This window comes from Microbacterium sp. R1 (genome assembly GCF_015159725.1).
GTDB classification, from domain to species: Bacteria; Actinomycetota; Actinomycetes; order Actinomycetales; family Microbacteriaceae; genus Microbacterium; species Microbacterium oxydans.
Map to the genome: position 1 here is coordinate 1,803,375 of NZ_JADDUD010000001.1, position 21,086 is coordinate 1,824,460.

At 67.6% G+C, this 21,086-nt stretch carries 22 protein-coding genes and 2 tRNA genes; 15 read left to right on the forward strand and 9 right to left on the reverse strand.

The features are described 5' to 3' along the window. Positions 1 to 18 precede the first annotated feature (18 nt). Genes ILP86_RS08860 through ILP86_RS08875 form a run of 4 tightly spaced genes read left to right on the forward strand, consistent with a single transcriptional unit; the run spans position 19 to position 5,137 of the window. Entirely contained in the window at positions 19 to 1,194 is a 1,176-nt protein-coding gene (locus ILP86_RS08860) for a cysteine desulfurase family protein (RefSeq protein ID WP_179516017.1), read from the forward strand. Between the two features lie 9 nt (positions 1,195 to 1,203). Continuing rightward, positions 1,204 to 2,301 carry a tRNA 2-thiouridine(34) synthase MnmA gene (gene mnmA, locus ILP86_RS08865; RefSeq protein WP_082682493.1) on the forward strand — a complete coding sequence of 366 codons (1,098 nt, stop codon included), beginning with the start codon at positions 1,204 to 1,206 and terminating at the stop codon, positions 2,299 to 2,301. A gap of 38 nt (positions 2,302 to 2,339) precedes the next feature. After that, positions 2,340 to 4,673 carry an NAD-dependent DNA ligase LigA gene (gene ligA / locus ILP86_RS08870; RefSeq protein WP_113681934.1) on the forward strand — a complete coding sequence of 778 codons (2,334 nt, stop codon included), beginning with the start codon at positions 2,340 to 2,342 and terminating at the stop codon, positions 4,671 to 4,673. Continuing rightward, positions 4,670 to 5,137: a hypothetical protein gene (locus ILP86_RS08875; RefSeq protein ID WP_193761794.1), complete on the forward strand. Its 468-nt coding sequence runs from the start codon at positions 4,670 to 4,672 to the stop codon at positions 5,135 to 5,137. Before ligA ends, ILP86_RS08875 begins: the two co-directional genes overlap by 4 nt. A 23-nt stretch (positions 5,138 to 5,160) precedes the next feature. On the opposite strand, the gene ILP86_RS08880 is transcribed toward ILP86_RS08875, so the two are convergent. Both ILP86_RS08880 and ILP86_RS08885 read right to left on the reverse strand, forming a co-directional pair. Beyond that, positions 5,161 to 7,002 (reverse strand): DEAD/DEAH box helicase, encoded by a 1,842-nt coding sequence (locus tag ILP86_RS08880; RefSeq protein WP_374706391.1) that lies wholly within the window; start codon positions 7,000 to 7,002, stop codon positions 5,161 to 5,163. Positions 7,003 to 7,049: 47 nt separating this feature from the next. Next, positions 7,050 to 8,750, reverse strand: a complete 1,701-nt coding sequence (locus ILP86_RS08885; protein WP_193761795.1) for a long-chain-fatty-acid--CoA ligase — start codon at positions 8,748 to 8,750, stop codon at positions 7,050 to 7,052. A 67-nt stretch (positions 8,751 to 8,817) separates the two neighbouring features. Between ILP86_RS08885 and gatC the strand changes: the two genes are divergently transcribed. From gatC to ILP86_RS08915, 6 genes are read left to right on the forward strand one after another with little or no spacing between them, the layout of a single operon-like run. Next, positions 8,818 to 9,117: an Asp-tRNA(Asn)/Glu-tRNA(Gln) amidotransferase subunit GatC gene (gene gatC, locus ILP86_RS08890; RefSeq protein ID WP_026049703.1), complete on the forward strand. Its 300-nt coding sequence runs from the start codon at positions 8,818 to 8,820 to the stop codon at positions 9,115 to 9,117. Further along, positions 9,114 to 10,631, forward strand: a complete 1,518-nt coding sequence (gatA, locus tag ILP86_RS08895; RefSeq protein ID WP_141369791.1) for an Asp-tRNA(Asn)/Glu-tRNA(Gln) amidotransferase subunit GatA — start codon at positions 9,114 to 9,116, stop codon at positions 10,629 to 10,631. Before gatC ends, gatA begins: the two co-directional genes overlap by 4 nt. Beyond that, positions 10,631 to 12,145, forward strand: coding sequence for an Asp-tRNA(Asn)/Glu-tRNA(Gln) amidotransferase subunit GatB (gene gatB, locus ILP86_RS08900; protein ID WP_058630629.1), 1,515 nt, complete (start codon positions 10,631 to 10,633; stop codon positions 12,143 to 12,145). The genes gatA and gatB overlap by 1 nt, the downstream gene beginning before the upstream one ends. Positions 12,146 to 12,192: 47 nt before the next feature. Next, entirely contained in the window at positions 12,193 to 13,449 is a 1,257-nt protein-coding gene (gene dinB / locus ILP86_RS08905; RefSeq protein ID WP_058630630.1) for a DNA polymerase IV, read from the forward strand. Positions 13,450 to 13,486: 37 nt separating this feature from the next. After that, a complete protein-coding gene (locus ILP86_RS08910; RefSeq protein WP_046747046.1) occupies positions 13,487 to 13,804 on the forward strand; it encodes a hypothetical protein in 318 nt (105 codons plus the stop codon). Further along, positions 13,788 to 14,369, forward strand: a complete 582-nt coding sequence (locus ILP86_RS08915; RefSeq protein WP_082738362.1) for a hypothetical protein — start codon at positions 13,788 to 13,790, stop codon at positions 14,367 to 14,369. Before ILP86_RS08910 ends, ILP86_RS08915 begins: the two co-directional genes overlap by 17 nt. Here the strand turns inward: ILP86_RS08915 and ILP86_RS08920 are convergent, their stop codons facing one another. The 6 genes from ILP86_RS08920 to orn form a co-directional block, all read right to left on the reverse strand. Then, the gene (locus tag ILP86_RS08920; protein WP_193761796.1) at positions 14,370 to 14,867 is read right to left on the reverse strand and encodes a DUF2017 family protein; all 498 of its coding nucleotides are present in this window, start codon (positions 14,865 to 14,867) and stop codon (positions 14,370 to 14,372) included. Next, positions 14,864 to 15,160 (reverse strand): ATP-dependent Clp protease adapter ClpS, encoded by a 297-nt coding sequence (gene clpS / locus ILP86_RS08925; protein ID WP_046747044.1) that lies wholly within the window; start codon positions 15,158 to 15,160, stop codon positions 14,864 to 14,866. The genes ILP86_RS08920 and clpS overlap by 4 nt, the downstream gene beginning before the upstream one ends. Then, the gene (locus ILP86_RS08930; protein WP_046747043.1) at positions 15,157 to 15,504 is read right to left on the reverse strand and encodes a metallopeptidase family protein; all 348 of its coding nucleotides are present in this window, start codon (positions 15,502 to 15,504) and stop codon (positions 15,157 to 15,159) included. The genes clpS and ILP86_RS08930 overlap by 4 nt, the downstream gene beginning before the upstream one ends. 26 nt (positions 15,505 to 15,530) lie before the next feature. Further along, positions 15,531 to 16,160 carry a LysE family transporter gene (locus tag ILP86_RS08935; RefSeq protein ID WP_046747042.1) on the reverse strand — a complete coding sequence of 210 codons (630 nt, stop codon included), beginning with the start codon at positions 16,158 to 16,160 and terminating at the stop codon, positions 15,531 to 15,533. A gap of 89 nt (positions 16,161 to 16,249) precedes the next feature. Next, positions 16,250 to 16,324 (reverse strand) — tRNA-His (locus tag ILP86_RS08940). A 35-nt stretch (positions 16,325 to 16,359) separates the two neighbouring features. After that, a complete protein-coding gene (gene orn, locus ILP86_RS08945; RefSeq protein WP_046747041.1) occupies positions 16,360 to 16,986 on the reverse strand; it encodes an oligoribonuclease in 627 nt (208 codons plus the stop codon). Between the two features lie 87 nt (positions 16,987 to 17,073). Here orn and ILP86_RS08950 point away from each other — a divergent pair. After that, positions 17,074 to 17,149 (forward strand) — tRNA-Arg (locus ILP86_RS08950). A gap of 55 nt (positions 17,150 to 17,204) precedes the next feature. Here ILP86_RS08950 and ILP86_RS08955 read toward each other — a convergent pair. After that, positions 17,205 to 17,474 (reverse strand): hypothetical protein, encoded by a 270-nt coding sequence (locus ILP86_RS08955; protein WP_052748636.1) that lies wholly within the window; start codon positions 17,472 to 17,474, stop codon positions 17,205 to 17,207. 205 nt (positions 17,475 to 17,679) lie between these two features. Here ILP86_RS08955 and ILP86_RS08960 point away from each other — a divergent pair, with 205 nt between their 5' ends. The 4 genes from ILP86_RS08960 (at position 17,680) to ILP86_RS08975 (ending at position 21,014) form a co-directional block, all read left to right on the forward strand. Next, positions 17,680 to 18,186, forward strand: coding sequence for a single-stranded DNA-binding protein (locus ILP86_RS08960; protein WP_193761797.1), 507 nt, complete (start codon positions 17,680 to 17,682; stop codon positions 18,184 to 18,186). Positions 18,187 to 18,280: 94 nt separating this feature from the next. Next, positions 18,281 to 18,778: a hypothetical protein gene (locus ILP86_RS08965; RefSeq protein ID WP_046747039.1), complete on the forward strand. Its 498-nt coding sequence runs from the start codon at positions 18,281 to 18,283 to the stop codon at positions 18,776 to 18,778. A gap of 63 nt (positions 18,779 to 18,841) precedes the next feature. Continuing rightward, positions 18,842 to 20,521 (forward strand): energy-dependent translational throttle protein EttA, encoded by a 1,680-nt coding sequence (ettA, locus tag ILP86_RS08970; protein WP_046747038.1) that lies wholly within the window; start codon positions 18,842 to 18,844, stop codon positions 20,519 to 20,521. Positions 20,522 to 20,528: 7 nt separating this feature from the next. Beyond that, positions 20,529 to 21,014, forward strand: a complete 486-nt coding sequence (locus ILP86_RS08975; RefSeq protein WP_046747037.1) for a thioesterase family protein — start codon at positions 20,529 to 20,531, stop codon at positions 21,012 to 21,014. Positions 21,015 to 21,086: the final 72 nt, after the last annotated feature.

The window sequence follows — 21,086 nt, forward strand, 5'->3', positions numbered from 1 at the left end:
TCGCGAGAGAATCGAAGGATGCGGCACTATCTCGACCACGCGGCGACCACGCCCCTGCGCCCCGAAGCGCGTGAGGCGTGGCTGGCAGCGTCGGAGACGGTGGGCAACGCCTCCTCGACTCATGGCGCCGGCCAGGACGCACGACGGCTTCTCGAGGAGTCCCGTGAGCGCGTGGCGGCGGTGCTGGAGGCCGACCCGATCGAGATCGTGTTCACCTCAGGCGGCACCGAATCGATCAACCTGGCGTTGCAGGGTTTGTGGCGCGCCCGGCCCACGGGGACGTCGGCGATCGTGATGCCCGACGCCGAGCACCACGCGACCACGGACACCGTCGCAGCGCTCCTCGATGAGGGGGCGGAGGTGCGACAGGTGCCGGTCTCGCCCTCGGCGCGCATCGTCCCGGAGCGCTTCGCCGAGGCTCTTCCCGGAGCTGCCCTCGCCACGGCCCTGGTGGCGAACAACGAGGCCGGGACGATCAACGACGCACGGTCGCTTGCGGCAGGGTCCGCCGGTGCCGGAGTTCCCCTCCACCTCGACGCGGTCGCTGCGCTCGGCCACGTGCCCTTGTCGTTCCGAGGCCTTCGAGGAGAGGCGGACAGCGGGGTCGGGCTCGTCGCGATGAGCCTCGCCGGTCACAAGATCGGCGCACCGGTGGGGGTCGGGGTGCTCGTCACCGCCCGCTCCGCCCGGCTCACGGCGTTGCTACGCGGGGGAGCCCAGCAACGAGGCCTGCGCGCCGGCACACAGGATGTCGCCGGAGCCGCCGCCCTCGCCGTGGCTCTCGAACTCGCGGAGCACGAACGACAGGACGAGGCTGCGCGTCTCAGTGCGCTGCGCGACCGCCTCGTGGCCGGGATCGTTGCCGCGGTGCCGACGGCCGAGCTCCTGGGCGACCCGACCGACCGTCTTCCCGGCAACGCGCACATGCTGTTCCCGGGTGCGGTGGGGGAGAGCCTGCTGTTCCTGCTCGACGTCGCAGGGGTGGCGGCGTCGACCGGATCAGCCTGCCAGGCGGGCGTGGCCGAACCTTCGCATGTCGTGATGGCGATGGGACGCCCGGAGCGCGACGCCCGCAGCGTGCTGCGCTTCTCGCTCGGGCGGACATCGACCGAGAGCGACGTCGATGCCGTGCTCGGTGCGATCGCCGAGGCGTACACGCGCGCATCCGGCGCCGGCACAGCCGCACGCTCGTAGACTGGTCGTATGCGGATCCTTGCGGCGATGAGCGGTGGAGTCGACTCCGCCGTCGCGGCAGCCAGGGCCGTGGAGGCGGGGCACGACGTGGTCGGCGTGCATCTCGCGCTCTCCCGGGCGGGCGGAACGCTGCGCACCGGCAGTCGAGGATGCTGCACGATCGAGGATGCCCTCGACGCGCGTCGTGCAGCCGACGTGCTCGGCATCCCGTTCTACGTCTGGGATTTCTCCGAGCGGTTCCGAGACGATGTGATCGAGGACTTCATCTCGGAGTACCAGGCAGGCCGCACCCCGAATCCCTGCATGCGCTGCAACGAGAAGATCAAGTTCGCCGCCCTTCTGGAGCGTGCGATCGAGTTGGGCTTCGACGCGGTGTGCACGGGGCATTACGCCACTCTGGTCGACGGCGAGGACGGCCTCGAGCTGCACCGGGCGTCGGACAACGCCAAGGACCAGTCCTATGTGCTCGGCGTCCTCACGGCCGAGCAGCTGGCGCACACCTACTTCCCGCTCGGCACGACGCCCACGAAGGCCATCGTCCGCGCAGAGGCCGAAGCACGCGGCCTGAGCGTCGCGCAGAAGCCGGACAGCCACGACATCTGCTTCATTCCCGATGGGGACACGCGCGGCTGGCTCGCCGAGAAGGTCGGCACGGCCACCGGCGAGATCGTCGATCGTGCGGGCGAGGTCGTCGGATCGCACGAGGGCGCGCATGCCTTCACCGTCGGACAGCGACGCGGGCTCAAGCTCGGCGTTCCCGCGGCAGACGGCAAGCCGCGCTTCGTCCTCGAGGTGCGACCGGTCTCGAACACGGTGGTCGTCGGCCCCAAGGAGGCCCTCGCGATCGCCGAGATCGCCGGAGAGCGGTTCAGCTGGGCCGGTGCCGCACCCACGGAGTCCTCGTTCGAGTGCCACGTGCAGATCCGAGCGCACGCTGAGCCGGTCCCTGCGAGGGCCGAGATCTCCGAAGGCGGCGTGCGCGTGACGCCCGAGGTCGCGTTGGACGGCGTCGCGCCGGGACAGACCGCCGTGCTCTACATCGGGACGCGGGTGCTCGGACAGTTCACGATCGACACCACGGTGTCCGCGGTCCCTGTCGGCGCGTAGCCTCCTCCGGTGTCCGCACCCGCTCGTAGACTGACGGGGTGCCGGAGAACATCTCGTTGGAAGACGCCCGAACCGAAGCCGAGGAGCTGACCACGCGCATCCTCGATGCGAAGGAGGCCTACTACGGCCGCGACACCTCGATCGTCGACGATTCCACCTACGACGGCTGGATGCGCCGACTCGAAGAGCTCGAGCGTCTGCATCCCGAGTTGCAGGGGCAGGACTCGCCCACACAGATGGTGGGGGCGGCTGAGGCGACGGGCCTCGCGACCATCGAGCACGCGGAGCGCATGCTCAGCCTCGACAATGTCTTCTCCATCGACGAGCTGCGGGAATGGGCCGCGAAGACGAAGGCCGCCGCCGGACGCGATGTCGCCTGGCTCACCGAGCTGAAGATCGACGGCCTCGCCATCAATCTCCGCTATGAGAACGGCGTGCTCACTTCTGCTGCGACCAGGGGCGACGGACGCGTGGGGGAGATCGTCACGGAGAACGCGCTTCGGCTGCCCGAGATCCCGTATCGACTGAGCGGTGAGGGCCACCCGGCCATCGTGGAGGTGCGCGGGGAGGTCTTCATCCCCGTCGCCGCGTTCGAACGGCTCAACGCGGCCCAGGCGGCGTTCCGCGACCGCGCCTACGCCGATGCGCTCGAGCGCTGGGAGGCGCGGGGCGGAGCGAAGAAGCCCTTCGACGAGGAGAAGGCTCGCACCGCCGCCGCGCGCCGATTCCCCGCGTTCGCCAATCCCCGCAACGCGGCGAGCGGCGGCCTGCGTCAGCAGATCGACAAGAAGAACGGCCTCGAACTCGAAGCCGGCCTGCTGCGCATCGAGTCGCTCGCGCTCTACGTGCACGGCGTCGGCGCATGGTCGAACCCTCCCGTCGCGGCGCAGAGCGAGGTCTACGATCTGCTGGCCGAGTGGGGGCTGCCGACGAGCCCGCACACCAGGGTGTGCCACACGATCGATGAGGTTGTCACGTTCGTGGAGTACTTCGGTGAACACCGCCACGACATCGAGCACGAGCTCGACGGCATCGTGGTGAAGGTCGACGAGCTCGAGCTTCATGACGAGCTCGGCGCGACCAGCCGGGCACCGCGCTGGGCGATCGCGTACAAGTACCCGCCGGAAGAGGTGCAGACGAAGCTCCTCGACATCGTGGTGTCGGTCGGCCGCACCGGCCGCGCGACGCCCTTCGCGGTGATGGCTCCTGCGCAGGTCGCGGGGTCTGTCGTCCGGCAGGCGACTCTGCACAACAAGGACGTCGTGAAGGCGAAGGGCGTGCTGATCGGAGACACGGTCGTGCTGCGCAAAGCCGGCGACGTCATCCCCGAAGTCCTCGGTCCGGTCGTCGAGAAGCGCGACGGCACGGAACGCGAGTTCGTGATGCCCCTGGAGTGCCCGGAGTGCGGCACTCCGCTTCGGGCGATGAAGGAGGGCGACATCGATCTGCGGTGTCCGAACGCGCGTTCGTGTCCGGCGCAGGTGCGCGGACGTGTCGAGCACATCGGCTCCCGCGGTGCCCTCGATGTCGAGGCCCTCGGCGAGGTCACCGCCGCCGCCCTGACACAGCCGACGTCTCCCGCGGTGCCGCCGCTCGAGACCGAGGCCGGCCTCTTCGCCCTCACGCTCGACCAGCTCGTCCCCATCGAGCTGGTGGTCCGCGACGCGGAGACGGGGCTTCCCAAGGAGGACGAGGACGGGATCGTCAAGACGCGCGCCCCGTTCCGACGGAACCCGACTGCGGCCGAGAAGAAGTCCGGCCTCGAGGGTCCGCAGCCCTCGTCCCAGGCGCTCACTCTCCTCGCCGAGCTCGAGAAGGCGAAGAAGAAGGAGCTGTGGCGTCTGCTCGTGTCCTTGAACATCCGCCACGTCGGACCTGTCGCTGCGAGGGCGCTCGCGCAGTGGTTCGGCTCACTCGACGCGATCCGCACGGCTACGCGCGACGAGTTGGCTGCCGTGGAGGGCGTGGGCGGCATCATCGCCGACTCGCTCCTGGCCTGGTTCGAGGTCGACTGGCACAAAGAGATCGTGGAGCAGTGGGCGGATGCGGGGGTGCAGTGGAAGACACCAGGTCACCCCGGTCCCGGCGCTGCCGTCGCCGCAGGGGGAGTGCTCGAAGGGCTGACGGTGGTCGCCACCGGCTCGCTCGACGGCTACACGCGTGAGGGTGCGCAGGAAGCCATCATCAACGCGGGAGGAAAGGCGGCGTCGAGCGTGTCGAAGAAGACGGACTTCGTGGCCGCCGGCCCCGGCGCGGGGTCCAAGCTCGCCAAGGCGGAGGAGCTCGGTCTCCGGATCCTCGATGCGGCGCAGTTCCACATCCTGGTGACGGAGGGACCGGACGCGCTCCCTCCCGCGGGCGAAGGGGCGTGAGACGCTACGGTCCGCTGATCGTCGTCCCCGAGGCGTTGGCTGTCGGTGATCCCGGTCGGAACCACCTGCGGCTGATGCCCGAGGCCGTGATCATCCGCGACGGAGTCGAGAATCGCGGAATAGTGCCGTGGACGGGACTCGAGCACATCGAACTCGACGTTCCGACGACGAACTTCCGCCTCCCCGGTCTCACGGGCACTGTGCTGCTCGGAGCGTTGACCGCCCTGATGCTGAGCGATCCCGGGATCGATCCCGATGACGGTTCCGCGAAGCTCGTCGTCGAAGGAGAGACGCACACCGTCCCGCTGAGCCGTCATCACGTCGGAGGTTACTGGACCCCGACCGTCACGGGAGCGCACCGACTGATCGCTCACCTGATCTCGCACCCGGAGCAACGGGCCCTTCTGGCACATCCAGAGCCGCTGATCGCCGTCGCCGCACGGCTCGCGCGCGGAGGCGACTAGACACCGCCGCGCGCGACCCGCCGTCAGTTCTTGTGGCGCGGCTTGCGGAAGGGCTTCTCGTCCCGGCTTTCGCGCGCAGGGCGCTCGTCACGGTCACGACGATCGAAACGGTCACCGCGACCGCCGGAGGGACGATCCTCGCGAGGGCCGCTACGTCGAGCGCCAGGACCGCGGTCGGGCTTGATCTCGATGAGGCGACCCGAGATGCGGGTGTCGCGGAGCTTGTCGAGCACGGCGGGATCCATGTTCGACGGGAGCTCGACGGTGGAGAAGTCGGGGCGGATGTTGATCGCCCCGAAGTCGTCACGGCCCAGGCCGCCCTCGTTGGCGAGGGCGCCGACGATCTGGCGCGGCTCGACACGGTGACGCCTGCCGACCTCGATGCGATAGGCGGTGTAGTCGCCACGGCTGCGGCGTTCGCCCCGAGGCTCGCGCGCGTCACGAGCGGGGCGCTCCCGCTGCGGCCGGTTGTCCGCCTCGACGGCCCTGGTGAGCGCATCGTTGGCGGGATCGAGGAGCAGAGGCTTGTCTCCCTGCGCGACCACGGCCAGCGCCGCGGCGACGTCGCTCTCCGGCACATCATGATGACGGACGTAGTGCGCGATGATGTCGCGGAACGCGTCGATGCGCCCGGTCTCCGAGAGAGCGGTGGTGATGGCATCGTCGAACCGGGTCAACCGGGTGGTGTTCACGTCCTCCGTGCTCGGCAGCTGCATCTGAGTGGGCTGCTGTCGGGTCGCCTTCTCGATGTGCTTGAGCAGGTAGCGCTCGCGCGGGGTGATGAAGCTGATCGCGTCGCCCGTTCGTCCCGCGCGCCCGGTGCGACCGATGCGGTGCACGTAGGACTCGGTGTCCGTGGGGATGTCGAAGTTCACGACGTGGCTGATGCGCTCGACGTCGAGCCCGCGCGCGGCCACGTCGGTCGCGACGAGGATGTCGAGCTTTCCGTCCTTGAGCTGGTTGACGCTGCGCTCGCGCTGCACCTGAGGCACGTCGCCGTTGATGGCTGCGGCTGAGTAGCCGCGGGCGCGGAGCTTCTCGGCGAGCGTCTCGGTCTCGTTCTTGGTGCGGACGAAGACGATCATGCCGTCGAAGTTCTCGACTTCGAGGATGCGGGTCAGCGCGTCGACCTTCTGCGCGTACGAGACCACGAGGTACCGCTGAGTGATGTTCGTGCCCGTCGCGGTCTTCGACTTGATGCTGATCTCTTCCGGCTCACGCAGGTACTTCTGCGCGAGGCGGCGGATCTGCGGCGGCATCGTGGCGGAGAACAGCGCGACCTGCTTCTCCTCGGGTGTCTGCGCGAGGATCTGCTCCACATCCTCGGCGAAGCCCATCTTCAGCATCTCGTCGGCCTCGTCGAGCACGAGGTACTGCAGCTGCGACAGGTCGAGTGTGCCCTTGGCGAGGTGATCCATGATGCGGCCCGGTGTCCCGACGATGACATGCACCCCGCGGCGCAGAGCCGAGAGCTGCACGCCGTAGCCCTGTCCGCCGTAGACGGGGAGGACGTGAACACCCTTCATCTTGGACGCGTACGACTCGAACGCCTCGCACACCTGGAGGGCGAGCTCACGGGTCGGAGCCAGCACGAGCGCCTGCGGCGTCTTCTGCGCGACATCGAGACGCTCGAGCACGGGCAGCGCGAATGCCGCGGTCTTGCCGGTTCCGGTCTGCGCCATGCCGACGACGTCGCGCCCGGCGAGGAGGGTAGGGATAGTGGCCGCCTGGATGGGCGACGGGGTCTCGTAGCCGAGGTCCTTGATGGCTTTGAGGACGGGCCCGGTGATTCCGAGTTCCTCGAATCCGGGGGTCGCGGGGGAGTCCTCGGGGGCGTCGGTCAGCACTGCATCTTCAGGGGTCACTTCCCAAGGGTAGCGCGCCGAACGTCTCGCCGCCTGTGAGGGCGTCCTCAGGAGCCGGTGTTCAGGGCGACCAGTTTCTCCTTGACCTGCCGACGGAGCACCTTGCCGATGAGCGACTTCGGGAGTTCGTCGACCACGAAGATCCTCCTGGGGACCTTGTAGGGCGTCAGGATGCTGCGCGCGAACTCGCGGATGGCCTCCACGTCGACCTCGGTCTCCGGATCGACGACGATCGCGGCCACGACCTCCTCGCCCGAGTGCTCGCTCGGAAGTCCGATGACCGCAGCGTCGACCACCTGCGGGTGCTGGCGCAGCGCATTCTCGACCTCGGTGGGGGCGACGTTGAAGCCGCCGGTGATGATGAGCTCCTTGATGCGGTCGACGATGCGCACGAAGCCGGCTTCGTCGATCGTGACGATGTCGCCCGTGCGGTACCACCCGTCGACGAACACGGCCTCCGTCTCCTCCGGCTTGCCGTAGTACCCGGAGAAGACCTGCGGTCCGCGAACCACGAGTTCTCCCGCCGCTCCTGCAGGCACGTCGTCCGTGGGGTTCTCCGGGTCGACCACCCGGCATTCGGTTCCGGGCAGCGGAAGTCCGACGGTGCCGGGCACGCGGTTGTCGGCGACGGGGTTCGCCATGAGTACGGGCGAGCACTCGCTCAGGCCGTAGCCCTCGACGAGGTAGCCGTTGGTCGCCTCCTCGAAGGGCACCACCAGCTCGTGGGGCAGTGCCATGGCCCCGGAGATCGCGACCTCGATGCCGTCGAGCGACACACCCTTGGCCTTGGCAGTGCTCAGAAGGCGGTCGGCGATCGGTGGCACGAGCGGGAGGAATGTCGCGGGATGCTTCTTCACGACGTCGAGAACCAGATCGGGATCGAACTTCGGGAAGAGCACGAGTCGCGCGCCCATCGACATCGCGAACGTCAGACAGAGCGTGAGGCCGTATGCGTGGAACATCGGCAGCACCGCGTACACGACGCATCCCTTGCCGCGCTGGATCGACGGCACCCAGGCCTGCGACTGCGCAGCATTGGCGAGGAGGTTGCGGTGTGTGAGCGCGGCACCCTTCGGCGTCCCGGTGGTGCCTGAGGTGTACTGGATGATCGCCAGGTCGTCTGCTGCGGGCGTCGGGTGCGACGACGGAATCGGGTCTGTGGCGATCAGCGAGTCCCAGAGCACCGTGCCGCGGACCTTCTCGGTGAGCGCTGCGCGGGACTCCCTGGCCTTGGAGACGGGCAGACGCAGGGCGAAGCGGGTGAGGAAGGGCATCGCGCGGGTCACGTCGACGGAGACGAGGTTCGTCACCGCCAGGTCGGCGGGGAACTCCTGCACCGTGGAGACGACCTTGTTCCACACGATCGCGTGCTTCGCGCCGTGGTCCTCGAACTGCTTGCGGAGCTCGCGCGGCGTGTACAGCGGGTTGTGCTCGACCACGACCGCGCCGAGTCGGAGCACGGCGTAGAACGCCACGATGTGCTGCGGACAGTTGGGGAGCACGATGGCCACAGGGTCGCCGGCGCGGACGCCCAGGTCTCGCAGGCCCGTCGCCGCCCGGTCGATGGCGGCCTGCAGCTCGGCGTACGTCGTCTCGCGGCCGAAGAACTGCAGGGCGGGGGCATCCGGATAGTCGCGTGCCGAGGCGGCGACGATGTCGACGAGCGATCCGTCGACGGGAGGCAGGTCTTCCGGGACGCCTGCGGCGTAGCTGGCGGTCCACGGGCGCGGGGGCTGGAACGTGCTCACCCGCCCAGCATATGTCGACGGCCGTGCAGGGAAGAGGAGTGACGGGTGCTCCAACTAGACTGGAGGAGTGTCTGAAATCACCCCTGAACTCGTGCGCCACCTCGGTGTGCTCGCACGCATCCAGCTGAACGACGACGAGGTGTCGCGGCTCACGGGCCAGCTCGACGCGATCGTCGACAACATCGCCAAGGTGTCGGAGGTCGCGACCGCCGACGTGGCAGCGACGAGTCACCCCATCCCGTTGAGCAACGTCTTCCGCCCCGACGTGGTCGGGCAGACGCTCACGCACGAGCAGGTGCTTCAGAACGCCCCGGATGCCGCCGACGGCCGATTCCGTGTGACCGCGATCCTGGGAGAAGAGCAGTGACCGACATCATCCGTCTGGACGCGGCGGATCTCGCCGCGAAGCTCGCTTCCGGCGAGGTCTCCAGTGTCGAGGCCACCCGCGCTCATCTCGACCGCATCGCCGCGGTGGACGGCGACGTCCACGCGTTCCTGCACGTCAACGAAGGGGCGATCGAGGCGGCTGCCGCCATCGATGCCCGTCGTGCGGCGGGTGAAGAGCTGGGCCCGCTCGCGGGAGTCCCTCTCGCGATCAAGGACGTCCTCGTCACGACGGACCAGCCCACCACGAGTGGCTCGCGCATCCTGGAGGGCTACCGTTCGCCGTATGACGCGACGGTGGTCGCACGCTCGCGCGCCGCGGGCCTGATCCCGCTCGGCAAGACCAACATGGACGAGTTCGCGATGGGGTCGTCCACCGAGCACTCGGCATACGGCCCCACGCACAACCCCTGGGACCTCGATCGCATCCCGGGCGGTTCCGGTGGTGGCTCGGCTGCGGCCGTCGCCGCGTTCGAAGCGCCGCTCGCGCTCGGTTCCGACACGGGCGGCTCGATCCGTCAGCCCGCGCACGTGACCGGCACAGTCGGCGTCAAGCCCACCTACGGCGGTGTGAGCCGCTACGGCGCGATCGCCCTCGCCTCGAGCCTCGACCAGGTCGGCCCGGTCTCCCGCACCGTGCTCGACTCCGGACTGCTGCACGACGCGATCGGCGGCCACGATCCCAAGGACTCGACCTCCCTGCGCGATGCGTGGCCCTCGTTCGCCGAGGCTGCCCGTGAGGGCGCGCGCGGTGACGTGCTCAAGGGGCTCAAGGTCGGCGTGATCCGCGAGCTTCCGGACAGCGGCTTCCAGCCCGGCGTCGCCGCGTCCTTCCGCAGCGCTCTCGCGCTGATGGAGGCCCAGGGCGCGGAGATCGTCGAGATCGGCGCGCCGCACTTCGAGTACGGCGTCGCCGCCTACTACCTGATCCTCCCGGCGGAGGCGTCGAGCAACCTCGCGAAGTTCGACTCGGTCCGTTTCGGCCTGCGGGTGACCCCCGACGGCAACCCGACGGTCGAGGACGTCATGTCCGCGACGCGCGATGCCGGATTCGGCGACGAGGTCAAGCGCCGGATCATCCTCGGCACGTACGCGCTCTCGGCGGGTTACTACGATGCCTACTACGGCAGTGCCCAGAAGGTTCGCACGCTCATCCAGCAGGACTTCGCGAACGCGTTCGCCGAGGTCGACGTGATCGCGACGCCCTCCGCGCCGACCACGGCGTTCAAGCTCGGCGAGAAGATCGACGACCCGCTGCAGATGTACCTCAACGACATCACCACCATCCCGGTGAACCTGGCCGGTGTCCCGGGGATCTCCATCCCCAGTGGTCTGTCGGACGAAGACGGTCTCCCCGTGGGCATCCAGTTCATCGCTCCGGCGCGCGAGGATGCTCGTCTCTACAAGGTCGGCGCAGCGCTCGAGACGCTCCTCGTCGATTCGTGGGGTGCGCCGTTGCTCACCCGTGCACCGCAGCTCGCAGGAGGGAAGCGCTGATGGCCGCCGCCAAGCTCATGGACTTCGACAAGGCGCTCGAGCTGTTCGAGCCGGTCCTCGGATTCGAGGTGCACGTCGAGCTGAACACCAACACCAAGATGTTCTCTGATGCGCCGAACCCGGCGAACGAGGCCTTCCATGCTGCCGAGCCGAACACGCTCATCGCGCCGGTCGACCTCGGGCTCCCGGGCTCGCTTCCGGTCGTGAACGAGACGGCAATCCGCTCCTCGATCAGTCTCGGTCTGGCTCTCGGCTGCTCGATCGCCGAATCGAGCCGGTTCGCGCGGAAGAACTACTTCTACCCTGACCTGGGCAAGAACTACCAGATCTCGCAGTACGACGAGCCGATCGCGTACGAGGGTTCGGTGGAGGTCGAGCTCGAGGACGGGACGCTCATCACGATCCCCATCGAGCGCGCGCACATGGAAGAGGACGCCGGGAAGCTGACCCACATGGGCGGTGCGACCGGGCGCATCCAGGGCGCCGAGTACTCGCTCGTCGACTACAACCGCGCCGGCGTGCCCCTGGTCGAGATCGTGACGAAGACGATCTTCGGCACCGACCACCGTGCGCCGGAGGTCGCGAAAGCCTATGTGCAGGCCATCCGCGACATCGTGCGGGGACTCGGCATCTCCGAAGCGCGTCTGGAGCGCGGCAACCTGCGCTGCGACGCCAACGTCTCGCTCCGTCCGCGCGGACAGGAGAAGCTCGGCACCCGCACCGAGACGAAGAACGTCAACTCGATGCGTTCCGTCGAGCGTGCCGTGCGATACGAGATCCAGCGTCAGGCGCAGATCCTCGCGGACGGCGGCACCATCACGCAGGAGACCCGGCACTGGCACGAGGACACCGGGACGACCTCGCCGGGACGGCCCAAGTCGGATGCCGACGATTACCGCTACTTCCCCGAACCGGATCTGCTGCCCGTGGAGCCGGCAGCCGAGCTGGTCGAGGAACTGCGCGAGGCGCTTCCGGAGCAGCCGGTGGCTCGCCGCCGCCGCCTCATGACCGAATGGGGATTCACCGACCTGGAGTTCCAGGACGTCCGCAACGGCGGTCTGCTCGAGGTCGTCGAGGCGACCATCGCCGCCGGGGCGACCCCCGCGACCGCGCGCAAGTGGTGGACCGGTGAGATCACCCGTATCGCGAACTCCCAGGAGAAGGACGCGACCGAGCTGATCAGCCCGGAGAGCGTGGCTGCTCTGCAGCAGCTCGTCGATGCGGGAACCCTGACCGACAAGCTCGCGCGTCAGGTGCTCGAAGGCGTCATCGCCGGGGAGGGCTCGCCGCAGGAAGTGGTCGACTCGCGTGGGCTCGCGGTCGTCTCCGACGACGGAGCGCTGATCGCCGCCATCGATGAGGCCCTCGCAGCGCAGCCCGATGTGATGGCCAAGATCAAGGACGGTAAGGTGCAGGCCGCCGGCGCCGTGATCGGGGCCGTCATGAAGGCGATGAAGGGCCAGGCGGACGCCGCCCGTGTCCGTGAGCTCATTCTCGAGCGCGCTGCGCAGTAGCGCGCCGTCCCGGGCCTCGTGTCGGAGGCCCGGGGGAGAATGGTTGTATGGGACACGGTGACGGGCGGGGGCGGATCGTATCCGCCCCCGACGCCGACGACTCCGGCACGCGGATTCTCCATGTCGACATGGACGCGTTCTACGCCGCCGTGGAGGTGCTCGACGATCCTTCCCTCCGCGGACTGCCTCTGATCATCGGAGCTCCCGATGGGCGTTCGGTGGTGTCGAGCGCATCGTACGAGGCGAGACGCTACGGCGTCCGGGCGGCGATGCCGGTGTCGCAGGCCCTTCGACTGTGCCCGACCGCGCGCATCGTCCCGCCGCACTTCCACCGCTACCAGGAGGTCTCCCGGCAGGTCATGGCGATCTTCGAGTCGTTCACCCCGCTGGTCGAGCCGCTGTCCGTCGATGAGGCGTTCCTCGATGTGCAGGGTGTGCGTCGACTCTGGGGGAGTCCTGCACGCATCGCCGAGCTCATCCGACAACGAGTCCTCGACGAGGTGGGAATCACCTGCAGCGTGGGAGTGGCGGCGACCAAGCACGTCGCGAAGATGGCCTCGACGATCGCCAAGCCCGACGGGATGCTCGTGGTCGCAGCGAGGGACACCCTCGACTTCCTGGCGCCGAGATCGGTCCGGGCCATGTGGGGCGTCGGTCCGAAAGCCGCGGAGGCTCTGGAGGCGCGTGGTATCCGCACGGTGCAGGACGTCCGCGATGCGCGCCCCGGTATGGTCGAACGCGCCGTGGGCACGGCCCTCAGCATGCGTCTCGGAGAACTCGCGAGGGGGGAAGACCCGCGAGCGGTGCACACGGAGCGGGTGGAGAAGAGCATCGGCCACGAGGAGACGTTCGACCACGACATCCTCGACCGTCCGTTCCTGCGAGCCGAACTGCTGCGGCTGGCCGACCGGGTCGCGGCTCGGCTCCGGCGCGCGGAGTGGGAGACCTCGACCGTCGCCGTCAAGATCCGCTTCGACGACTTCCGCACGGTGAACCGCTCCCAGACCTTGAGCGAACCCACCGCGGTGGGGCAACGCATCGGCGAGGCCGCGCAGTCGCTGTTCGAGCTGATCGATCGGCGAGACCCCGTCCGGCTCGTCGGTGTTCGCGCCGAGAACCTGCGTCCTGCCGGCGGCGGGGGCCTGGCTCTCTGGGACGAAGACGAGGACTGGCGCAAAGTCGAGGGGGCCGTCGACGAGGCCGTCGCTCGGTTCGGCACGGCGACGATCAGTCGCGCGCGGCACATAGGTCGCGGAGACGGTCGGGGAGCCGCTCAGCATCCGAAGGCCCATGGCGTGAATTGATCCCGCACCGGCGCGGTTCCTGGACTAGCGTGGGGGTATGCCGAACATTGCACTGGAACTCGGAAAGCAGGCTGCGTCCTTCGGCGTGAAGAGCGCATACGGAGAACCACAGGACGTCGGTGGAGTGAGTATCACCCCGGTGGCGTTCACGTACTCCGGTTTCGGTGGCGGCAGCGGCGACGGCGGCGAGGGTGGCGGCGGCGGTGGCGTCTCCGTTCCGGTCGGCGTGTACGTGCGTCGCGAGGAGGGTCTGCGCTTCGAGCCCAACATCATCACGCTGCTCGTGGTCGCTGTCCCCTTCGTCTGGGTCGCCGGACGGGCGCTCACTCGCATCATCCGTGCCCTCAAGAAGTGACGATCCGGTCGCGGCTGCACTGGAGCACGCCGCGGCACTGATCGAGCAGGACGTCCGTGCCGTGGCCGCGGCGAACCCGGTCGTCCTCATCGACGGCGGCAGCGGGGCCGGCAAGTCCTCTCTCGCGGCATTGCTGGTGAGACGTTGGCCCGTGGTCGGGCACGTGCAGCTCATCGCCCTGGATTCCCTCTATCCGGGGTGGGACGGACTCGACGGCGGCGCGGAGCGCGCCCGCGAGTGGATCCTCGGTCCGCACGGACGCGGCTACATCGGCATCTGGCGCCGCTGGGATTGGGAAGAGCAGTCCGAGGCGGAGAGTCATGCCGTCGACCCCTCCCTCGGAATGATCATCGAGGGGAGCGGCATCCTTCGCCCCTCCACGGCGGGTCTCGCCGATGTCAGAGTCTGGGTGGAGTCGGGGGAAGCCTCGCGGAAGGCGCGCGCCCTCGCTCGCGACGGGGACACCTATCGCCCGCACTGGGACCGCTGGGCCGCGCAGGAACGCCGTCACATCGAGCGGGATGATCCTCGCTCCCTGGCGACGCGTATCGTCGAGGTTCCCTGACTACGCGCCCGACTCGGCTTCGTCTGCTGCCTGGATGAGAAGCTCCAGGCGATAGCCCAGCCAGTCGTACACGTCGTGACGTCTGTCCGACATCGCGTGCTGGTCCGTCGTGATCCCCAGACGATCAGCGATCACGAGGCGCAGGGCCGTCACGGTGCGGAGCCACGATTCCAGATCGCCCAGGGTGATGGAGAGGTCACGAGTGCGAACCGCTTCTGCATCCGTGAGGCCCGCAGTGGGGGCAGAGACCTCTTCAAGCGCAGCACGCATGCGACGCGCGTCCGCGAGGCGCCGATCGAGCAGATCCTTCCGCGTGCTCCCGGCGAAATCGGCAGCGGCGTCGGGGTCATCGGGATACGGGTTGGGCGCCAGGCGGTCGACGGCCGGGTCCTCGCCGTTCCGCGATTCACCGATGAGCTCGATGAAGTCGTCGAGCAGCATCGCCAGGTGATGCTCCTCGATGGCGCTGATCGTGACGGTGATGCGGTCTGAAGTCATGGGGACGCCCTTCTGACCGTCGCCCAGAGGCCGTAGTCGTGCATCGCCTGCGCGTGGACCTCCATGGTCTCCCGGGGGCCCGTGGCCACGATCGCGTGCCCGTCGTTGTGCACCGCGAGCATGAGCGCTGTCGCGTGGTCGAGCGAGTAGCCGAAGTATTTCCGGAAGACGCGGACGACGTAGCTCATGAGGTTCACCGGATCATTCCAGACGACGACCTGCCACGGCTCCAGAGGTGCGGCACTGAGTTCGATCGTCTCCTCGAGATCGGGGACTGCCGTGGGCATCGTCATGCCCAGCCCAACTCGTGCAGCTGCGCATCATCGATCCCGTAGAAGTGCGCGATCTCATGCACCAACGTCGTGTGGATCTCGTCGCGGAGTTCTTGTTCCGTCTCGCACTGCGCAAGATGCGGTTCGCGGTAGACGACGATGCGATCGGGGAGTTCGCCCATCCCGTACTGCGTCCGCTCCGTCAGCGCCAGTCCGTCATAGAGACCGAGCAGATCGAGGCTGCCGTCCTCCGGGCGGTCCTCCACCACGAACACCACGTTGTCGAGCCCTTCGACCATGTCGTCGGGGAGCAGATCGAGCTCGTCGATCACGAGCTCTTCGAAGGCGGCCGCATCCATGTCCATCCCCTCCAGCCTAGGGGCGACAGCCCTCAGTGGAGGAGAACGAGAATCGCGGCGACCGCTATGAAGAGCGTGCCGAAGACCGTGTTGAGCACTCGCTGTCCGCGCGCGGTTCGCGTGAGGCGACGGAACGGACGCGCGGCTGCTGCGAAGAACCCCCACATCACGATCACGTCCACCACGATCACGGTCGCGATGAGCGTGAGGTACTGGGGGAGCGGGGGCTGATCCAGTCTGACGAATTGGGGGATGAACGCCAGGAAGAACACGATCGCCTTGGGATTGAGCAGGTTCACCCAGAAGCCGCGGCGGATCATCGACCACGGGCTCTCACGGGAGTCGACCGGAACGGGTGCGTCCTCGACCGCCACGGTCGGCTTCGTCAAGATCAGCCGGACGCCGAGAAACACGAGGTAGGCCGCTCCGGCGTAGCGGATCCCGTTGAAGAGAAGCTCCGAACGGGACACGAGGAGCCCGACTCCCGCGGCGACGACCGCCACATGGACGATCAGGGCGATCTGCTGGCCGACGATGCCCCAGATGGAACGACGCCATCCCTGATTCATCGCATTCGACATCGTGTTGATCGCGCCGGCCCCCGGCGTGAAGCTGATGACGACGGAAGCGGTCAGCAACGAGAACCAGACCGCGAGCGACACGTCGTCAGTCTAGGGCTTCGCGGGGGCGCATCATTCGAGGCACAGATGCGAAGAAGGCCCGAACCTTGCGATTCGGGCCTTCTTCTGGAGGGTGAGTAACGGGACTCGAACCCGCGACATCCGGCACCACAAGCCAGCGCTCTACCAGCTGAGCTATACCCACCATGTGCCCACCGGAGCGGGCAACCATACGAGTCTATTACATGTTCGGAGTGAACTCTGACACCGTACGGGAAGCGATCTCGCGAGCCTCGTCGCTCGACGGACCCGGCTCATCGACGAACACGGCCTCCCGGTAGTAGCGGAGCTCCCTGATCGACTCCAGGATGTCAGCAAGGGCGCGGTGACCGCCGTCCTTCGAGGGAGCCTGGAAGAACACCCGCGGATACCAGCGGCGCGACAGCTCTTTGATGCTCGACACGTCGACGTTGCGGTAATGCAGCCACTGATCGACCTGGGGCATGTACTTTGCCAGGAACATCCTGTCCGTGCCGATCGTGTTGCCTGCCAGAGGAGCCTTCCGCTCGAGCGGAACGAAGCGTTTGATATAGGCGAGAGTCTGCGCCTCCGCCTCTTCGAGCGAGAGACCGCCTGCGATCTCGTCGATGAGCCCCGAGGTCTCGTGCATGTTCGTGACGAAGTCATTCATGTGATCGAGGGCCGCTTCGCTGGCTCTGATCACCACCTGGAACCCCGCATCGACGGGGTTGAGTTCGAAGTCGGTGATCACGACCGCGATCTCCACGAGTTCGTCGACTGCGAGATCGAGGCCCGTCATCTCGCAGTCGATCCATACGAGACGGTCGTTCTCGGACGCAGATACCATGTCGCCATCCTATCGACGGTCCCGACATCCCCGACCGGAACCGGCGTCATGATCGTTCGGCAGGAGCGCGATACTCTAGACGCGTGCGCCTCCGTAGCTCAGGGGATAGAGCAGGAGCCTTCTAATCTCTTGGTCGCAGGTTCGAATCCTGCCGGGGGCACCACACAGGATCGAATCCCGGTGAGAGACGCGGAACGGGACCGGGCTCCTGGCCGTCGTCAGGAAGCACGCAGAGCCGCGACCGCGTCGTCCACACGCCAGAACTCGCCGACGACGCGGAACACGCCCGTCGCGAGGTGCAGCCGTTCGGCGCGGTACCGAAGCCCCAGCGGATCGGCGACGATCCGGAGATGACCCAGGATATGCTCCCGGCGATCCTGCACCCTCCAGAGGTGATCGGCAGCGCGGACCAGATGCTCGCGCGCAGAGGAGAGTCGAGGCGTCGCGAACGGGACGTCGGGTAGGGAGGTGGTCAGGTGGTCGGACATCGGTACTCCTTTCATGATTCGAAGATATGACCGACCACAGACATTCGCCGTCGCAGGTTCCGTCGCTGTCATCGGGGCTTTCTCTCCACCGTCCGCGCGATCTGCAATCTGTCCACCGGTAGCGTCTTCACCGCATCCGCGGCCCGATGCTCCCGCGCAAGCTGGAGAAAGCCGGAAGAGACCCGGCGATCGAGAGGATACGAACATGATCGACACCCTGACCATCGTGGGACGAGTCGCCACCGACCCGACGCAGACACAGACAGGCGGAGGGGTCCGTGTCACCAACTTCCGCCTTGCCACCACGCACCGTCGCTTCGATGCCGCGACGCAGACGTGGACGGATTCGGGCACCAACTGGTACTCGGTGGCGGCGTTCCGCCACCTCGGAGAGAACGCCAAGGCGTCTCTGCGCACGGGAGACAGCGTCATCGTGACGGGGCGTCTCAAGATCCGCAACTGGGAGAGCAATGGGAAGCACGGCACCAGTGTCGACATCGAGGCAGACGCGATCGGCCATGATCTGCGGTGGGGAACCACGGCGTATCGCCCGCAGCCGCGTCCGCAGACGAGTACTCCCGACACGTCGACCGAATCACCGGATACGCGTGTCTCCGAGGATGACGTCGATGCGCTGGGCTCGGGGAGCGATTCATCCGCGTTCGCACTCTCCTGGTCGGCACCGGACGTAGAGGTGGTCGGGAGCGCGTAACGGGCGCTGCCTCGGCGACGGCGCACGGCTGCGCGCGTGAACGGGGGCACGGGGACAGCGCAGGTGTGATGAGAAGGCGACGTAGACTCGGCACGTGCTTCGTCGATCGGTCCTTCCTCCGCCGCGCACAGCCGGTGCACTAGCCGCCGCCGCTGTCGTCGCCATGCTCCTGTCCGGCTGCACGCCGACCGCCGCACCGTCTCCCTCCGCCACGGCCTCCGCTTCACCGGACGCGGAATCGACGGCACCCGTCGGGCCCGTTCTCGTGCCGGATGGCAGCGCCGACGACAATCTGCCGCTGTTCACCGCTACCGCGGAGGGCGTTTGGGCGACCGAGCAGCGCGGCGAAGGTCGGGCGTACATCGACGCGCTGATCGGCGCAGGATTCGATCGCGATTCGATGCAGGTGACCCAGGACCTGACCACGGTGGGCAACCCGGCGGAGAGTCTGCAGTTCTCGGTCCGCTGGGGCAATGACGAGTGCCTCGTCGGCCAGGTCGGTCCTTCCACCGGTCAGGTCGTCACGGCGGTTCTCCCGCAGCTCGCGGAGGGGCGCTGTCTCGTCGGCACCACACGTCCGATCGACTGGTGAGATGCCAGGGGGCCGGTAGGCTGGAGTGTCGATCTTCGACGCCAACAGAAGGAGCGGTTTTCGGTGGCTGAGTACATCTACTCGATGGTTCGTGCGCGCAAGGCGGTGGGCGAGAAGCTCATCCTCGACGACGTGACCATGGCGTTCCTCCCCGGGGCCAAGATCGGCATGGTCGGTCCGAACGGCGCGGGTAAGTCGACCATCCTCAAGATCATGGCAGGACTCGACACCCCGTCGAACGGCGAGGCGAAGCTCTCCCCGGGCTTCACGGTCGGCATCCTGATGCAGGAACCTGAACTCGACGAGACCAAGACCGTTCTGGAGAACATCCAGGACGGGATCGCGATCAAGGCCAAGCTCGACCGGTTCAACGAGATCTCCGCTCTGATGGCGGATCCCGATGCCGACTTCGACGCTCTCCTCGCCGAGATGGGCTCGCTTCAGGAGGAGATCGACGCGGCAGACGGTTGGGACCTCGACTCGCAGCTCGAGCAGGCCATGGACGCCCTCCGCACCCCTCCGGGAGACGCGGCCATCGCACCGCTGTCGGGTGGAGAGAAGCGTCGCGTGGCGCTGGCGAAGCTGCTCCTCCAGAAGCCCGATCTGCTGCTGCTGGACGAGCCGACCAACCACCTCGACGCCGAGAGCGTGCTCTGGCTCGAGCAGCACCTCCAGGCATACAAGGGCGCCGTCATCGCGATCACCCACGACCGCTACTTCCTCGACCACGTGGCCGAGTGGATCGCCGAGGTCGACCGCGGCCGCCTGATCGGTTACGAGGGCAACTACTCGACGTACCTGGAGAAGAAGGGCGAACGCCTCGAGATCCAGGGCAAGAAGGACGCCAAGCTCGCCAAGCGCCTCAAGGAGGAGCTGGAGTGGGTGCGTTCCAGCGCGAAGGGTCGCCAGACCAAGTCGAAGGCGCGTCTCGCCCGATACGAGGAGATGGCTTCCGAGGCGGAGCGGACCAGGAAGCTCGACTTCGAGGAGATCCAGATTCCGGCGGGCCCGCGTCTCGGAAGCGTGGTCATCGAGGCCAAGAACCTGAAGAAGGGCTTCGACGGGCGCTCGCTCATCGATGGACTCAGCTTCAGCCTCCCGCCGAACGGCATCGTCGGCGTCATCGGGCCGAACGGTGTGGGAAAGACCACCCTGTTCAAGACCATCGTCGGGCTCGAGCCGCTCGACGGCGGAGACCTGAAGATCGGTGAGACGGTCAAGATCAGCTACGTCGACCAGTCCCGCTCCAACATCGACCCGAACAAGACGCTGTGGGAGGTCGTCTCCGACGGCCTCGACTACATCACGGTCGGCAAGACCGAGATCCCGTCGCGCGCCTACGTGTCGAAGTTCGGCTTCAAGGGCCCCGATCAGCAGAAGAAGGCCGGCGTGCTCTCCGGTGGTGAGCGCAACCGCCTCAACCTGGCGCTGACCCTCAAGGAGGGTGGCAACCTGCTTCTTCTCGACGAGCCCACGAACGACCTCGACGTCGAGACCCTGAGCTCGCTGGAGAACGCGCTGCTCGAGTTCCCCGGCTGCGCCGTGGTGATCACCCACGACCGGTGGTTCCTCGACCGCATCGCCACGCACATCCTCGCCTACGAGGGAACCGACGAGAAGCCGGACCAGTGGTATTGGTTCGAGGGCAACTTCGAGGCGTACGAGGAGAACAAGATCGAGCGTCTCGGAGCCGATGCCGCCAAGCCGCACCGCTCGACCCACCGCAAGCTGACGCGCGACTGACTCCGTCATGACCGCGACGCCGGGGCCCCGCCTGCACATCCCGATCCAGCTCCGCTGGGGCGATCTGGATGCGTTCAACCACGTCAACAACACCTCGATGCTGAAACTGCTCGAGGAGGCTCGCGTGCGAGCGTTCTGGCGTGCGGGCCCCGGCGAGGAGGCTCCATCGACGGCGGTGCTCGATTCGGGCATCGAAGAGGGGATCCTCACGCTGATCGCGCGCCAGGAGATCGAATACCTCGCGCCGGTGCCGTATCAGCGGCGACCGCTCGAGGTGCAGATGTGGTTCGGCAAGCTCGGCGGATCCAGCGTCGAGGTCTGCTACGAGGTACACAACGATCCGACGGCGGAACCTCGTCAGATCTACGCGCGCTCGACGGCGATCATCGTCCTGGTCGACGCGCAGACCGGTCGCCCGACCCGCCTGACCCAGGAGATGCGCGACGTCTGGGAGCCGTACGTCGGCGAATCGATCGAGTACACCCACCGCTGACACCGGCCGCGGTCCCGGTCGCAGCGCGCCTCGACCGAAGCTGCCAGCTCTTCAAGCCGGTCGGGCCAGTCA